Source organism: Lysobacter enzymogenes (genome assembly GCF_017168095.1).
Classification (GTDB): domain Bacteria; phylum Pseudomonadota; class Gammaproteobacteria; order Xanthomonadales; family Xanthomonadaceae; genus Lysobacter; species Lysobacter enzymogenes_D.
The window spans coordinates 1-3,972 of sequence record NZ_LXSD01000650.1 but is presented as its reverse complement, the minus strand read 5'-3'; the positions used below and the strand labels follow the sequence as shown (position 1 = coordinate 3,972).

The 3,972-nt window shown below is 69.7% G+C and carries 4 protein-coding genes; 2 read left to right on the top strand and 2 right to left on the bottom strand.

The genetic code is table 11. The features are described 5' to 3' along the window. Positions 1-50: 50 nt before the first annotated feature. Together A7A76_RS24800 and A7A76_RS24795 are read right to left on the bottom strand one after the other, a co-directional pair. Entirely contained in the window at positions 51-911 is an 861-nt protein-coding gene (locus A7A76_RS24800; RefSeq protein ID WP_206413825.1) for a S1/P1 nuclease, read from the bottom strand. A 250-nt stretch (positions 912-1,161) separates the two neighbouring features. Continuing rightward, the gene (locus tag A7A76_RS24795; RefSeq protein ID WP_206413824.1) at positions 1,162-1,785 is read right to left on the bottom strand and encodes an OmpW/AlkL family protein; all 624 of its coding nucleotides are present in this window, start codon (positions 1,783-1,785) and stop codon (positions 1,162-1,164) included. Between the two features lie 235 nt (positions 1,786-2,020). Between A7A76_RS24795 and gap the strand changes: the two genes are divergently transcribed. Together gap and A7A76_RS24785 are read left to right on the top strand one after the other, a co-directional pair. Beyond that, the gene (gene gap, locus A7A76_RS24790) at positions 2,021-3,025 is read left to right on the top strand and encodes a type I glyceraldehyde-3-phosphate dehydrogenase (protein WP_206413823.1); all 1,005 of its coding nucleotides are present in this window, start codon (positions 2,021-2,023) and stop codon (positions 3,023-3,025) included. A gap of 211 nt (positions 3,026-3,236) precedes the next feature. Beyond that, positions 3,237-3,972, top strand: a 736-nt coding sequence (locus A7A76_RS24785; protein ID WP_206413822.1) for a PDC sensor domain-containing protein, incomplete at its 3' end; no start/stop codon positions are given.

The following is a 3,972-nucleotide window of genomic DNA, read 5'->3' as shown; positions in this document are numbered from 1 at the left end:
CTGTGCGGAACGCGCCGCGCGGGCCGGAGCGGCGCAGCGCGCCGCGGCGGTCAGCGGCCCGGCGCCAGCGCGGCGTCGAGCAGCTTGGCCAGATGTTCGCCGCCCAGCCGCAGCTGGGTTTCCGCCAGCGGCCGCCAGGTGGCGACGTAGTCGGGGGCCAGCTTGTGCGCGGGCGGGTAGAAACCCGGTTGCCGCACCAGTTTGCACGATTCCTCGGCCCAGTCGGCGGCCGGCGGCGGCAGCGCCAGGGCGCTGACCGCGGGCACCTGGATCTGCTTGAGCTTGGCCAGGTAGCGCTCGTCGTCGAGCTTGCTCATGTTCAGCATGCCGCTGTCCCACAGCGAGTGCAGGTTGCCGCCGTAACCGCCGGGGCGTTCGCCGGGGATGGCGAGCTGGAAGTCGTTGCCGCCCTTGTCGCGGGCGTAGCCGGCGTGCAGCGGCTGGTGCGCGTCGCCGACCAGATGGACGACGAACTTCAGCGCTTCCAGGCGTTGCGCCTTGGGCCGGCTGCGGTCGGCCAGGATCGCGGTCTGCGCGGCGATCGCGCCGACCGCGCAATTGCCGTCGGGGCAGTCGCGGGCGGCGTCGTAATGGCAGTCGCCGTCCTCGGGCAGGTTGACGTAGTGCCACTTGGCGCTGCGCTTGCCCAGGCTCGGGTTCTCGTCGCGCAGCAGGTCGGCCCAGTTGGCGATGCCGGGCAGGGTCGGGTCGGGCTCGCCGGCGAGCAGCTTCTGCGCTTCAGCGCGGGCGGCGGGGGACATCTCGTCCCAGGCCAGTTCGGCGACCAGGCGGTGGCCTTGGCGGCCCCAGGCCAGGGCCGGCGACGGCAGGACGGCGGACACGACGGCGAGTACGACGGCGGCGTCGAGCAGGCGGCGGGCGAAGCGGGGGCGGGTGCGGGGTTCGATCATGGCGCGCACTCTACCGGAGGCGGTGGCGCGGGCCGCTGTCCGAAGCTGGCGGTGCGCGGCGAGCCGGCACCAAAGCGTCGGGCCTGAAGGCCCTGCCACAAGAGCGGTGCCTGGCCCGCTTTCGAAGGCCTGCAGGGCTTTTGTGGGAGGGCCTTCAGGCCCGACGCTTTCCGCTGCGCCGCCAATCGCCCACACCAACGCAAAGGCCGCGCCCTGCGACAGGCGCGGCCTTAAGCGCCGCAAACGCCGCTCAGAACTTGAACACGTACGCCAGCCCGTACACCAGCGGATCGATATTGGCCTTGCCGATCTTCGTGCCGTTGAGCTTGACGTCGCTGCCGATGTCCATCCAGCGCGCGTCGACCCGGATCGCGCCGCGCTCGTTGAGGACGAAGTCCACGCCCACGTGAGCGGCCACGCCGACCGAATCCTCCAGCTTGAGCTTGGCCCCGCGCAGCGGGCCGGTGGTCTTCTCGCTGAAGAAGGTCGTGTAGTTCACGCCCACGCCGACGAACGGCGAGACCACGCCCTGGCTGTTCCAGTGGTACTGCAGCGAGAACGTCGGCGGCAGGTGCTTGGTGGTGGCGACCTTGCCCAGGCCCTTGATGTCGATGTCGTGCTTGAACGGGGTGGCCGCCAGCACTTCGATGCCGAGGTTTTCGCGGAAGAAGTATTCGAAGGTGACGGTGGGCTGGACGTTGTCGCCGATCTCCAGCTGGGCCGTGCCGCCCAGCAGTGAGCCGTTGTTGGACTTGGGCTGGACCTGGTGGGCGCCGACCCCGAGGGTGAAGGTGCCGGCTTGCTGGGCCAGGGCCGGATGGGCCGCACAGGCGAGCGCGGCGGCGACGAGGCCGCCGATCAGTCGATGGTTCATTCCTGGAGTCCCCCTTGCAGATGAGTACGGAATGCTTGGTTTTCTGAACAGGCCGAAGCCTGCCGCGCACTCTAAAGGCGCAAGAAAACGGCAAACCTTGATTGCCATCGCAGTCCCGCCGCGGCTCACCGACGCTCTCCGCACCCGCGTCGCCGGACTGCGACGCCGGCCCCGCCTTGCTAGAATGTCGGTTTCCCCACTTCGACCCGCCCCGGCGGCCGCAGGAGTTATGGCAATGACGATCAAGGTAGGCATCAACGGCTTCGGCCGCATCGGGCGCAACGTGCTGCGCGCGGCCGTGCAGAACTTCGACGGCGAGATCGAGATCGTCGCGATCAACGATCTGCTGGAGCCGGACTACCTGGCCTACATGCTGCAGTACGACTCGGTCCACGGCCGCTTCAAGGGCACCGTGGCGGTCGAAGGCAACACCCTGATCGTCAACGGCAAGAAGATCCGCCTGACCCAGGAACGCGACCCGGCCAACCTCAAGTGGGACGAGGTCGGCGCCGACGTCGTCATCGAATCCACCGGCCTGTTCCTCGACAAGACCACCGCGCAGAAGCACCTCGACGCCGGCGCCAAAAAGGTGGTGCTGTCGGCGCCGTCGAAGGACGACACGCCGATGTTCGTCTACGGCGTCAACCACGCCACCTACAAGGGCGAGGCGATCGTGTCGAACGCCTCGTGCACGACCAACTGCCTGGCCCCGCTGGCCAAGGTGCTCAACGACAAGTGGGGCATCAAGCGCGGCCTGATGACCACCGTGCACGCCGCCACCGCCACCCAGAAGACCGTCGACGGCCCGTCCAACAAGGACTGGCGCGGCGGCCGCGGCATCCTGGAGAACATCATCCCGTCCAGCACCGGCGCGGCCAAGGCGGTCGGCGTGGTGATCCCGGAGCTCAACAAGAAGCTCACCGGCATGTCGTTCCGCGTGCCGACCTCGGACGTGTCGGTGGTCGACCTGACCGTCGAGCTCGTCAAGGACGCCACCTACGCCGAGATCTGCGCCGAAATGAAGGCGCAGTCGGAAGGCGCGTTCAAGGGCGTGCTGGGCTACACCGAGGACAAGGTCGTCGCCACCGACTTCCGCGGCGACGCGCGTACCTCGATCTTCGACGCCGAAGCCGGCATCGCGCTGGACGGCACCTTCGTCAAGCTGGTGAGCTGGTACGACAACGAGTGGGGCTATTCCAACAAGTGCCTGGAAATGGTCAAGGTCGTCGCCGGCAAGTAAGCCGGCGCGATCGGGGCGCAGACGCGAGCCGGGCATGGACGAACGCACGCCATCGCCGCCGCCCGAGGGCGGCCCGCCGCAGCGCCGCCCCTGGCGGCGGCGCTGGCTCCCCGGCGCTCCCGCACAACGAAACAGCCCCGCTCCGGCGGGGCTGTTTCGTTTTGCGCAGCACAAAAAATCGGTAGCGCGAACGGACCGCGTACAGCCAACCGTGCGCAACGGGCTGTACCGCCAGTTCCTACGCCTGCTGGTGATGGCGGTGGTGCTGCCGAGCCTGGCGTTCGGCGCGGCGATGGTGTTGAGCCGCTATCGTTCGGAACTGGCGCAGATCGACGCGCGCACCGTCGCCAGCGCCGACATCCTCGCCCATGAACTCGACCAGAGCCTGCTCGCGCTGCGCGCCAGCCTGCACGTGCTGGCCGCGGCCGGCGAGCGCCATCGCCTGGACTGGAACCGCGAACTGGCCGAACTGCAACGGCGCTACCCGCCGATCCTGACCCTGATCGCCACCGACGCGCGCGGCCGGGTGATCGGCGCGGCGCCGGCCTCGGTGGTCGGGCGCGCGATCGGGCTCGACGTGGCCGACCGCGAATATTTCCGGGTGCCGGCGCGCAGCGGCCGCGACTACGTCTCCAACGCCTTCGTCGGCCGCGGCATCGGCCGCGACCGGCTGGTGGTGGTGTCGGTGCCGCGCTATCGCGACGGCAGGTTCGAGGGCGTGGTCGAGGCCTCGCTGAGTCCCGCCCACCTGTACGACGACAGCGGCCACGGCGACTACGAGACCGTGCTGCTGGACCGCGACCAGCGGGTGATCCACGCCAGCCGCGGCATGGGCCTGCGCTTCATGCAGCGCGCGGCCGACACCGGCTTCGGCGCGGCGCTGGGCGCGCTCGACAGCGCGCAGGCGCGGCGCTCGCTGCCGGTGATGCCGGGCGGCGGGCGCGCCT

Excerpts from the sequence above, each read along its gene's own strand:
- A7A76_RS24795 (WP_206413824.1), bottom strand. The coding sequence starts at position 1,785 with ATGAACCATCGACTGATCGGCGGCCTCGTCGCCGCCGCGCTCGCCTGT.
- gap (WP_206413823.1), top strand. The coding sequence starts at position 2,021 with ATGACGATCAAGGTAGGCATCAACGGCTTCGGCCGCATCGGGCGCAAC.
- A7A76_RS24800 (WP_206413825.1), bottom strand. The coding sequence starts at position 911 with ATGATCGAACCCCGCACCCGCCCCCGCTTCGCCCGCCGCCTGCTCGAC.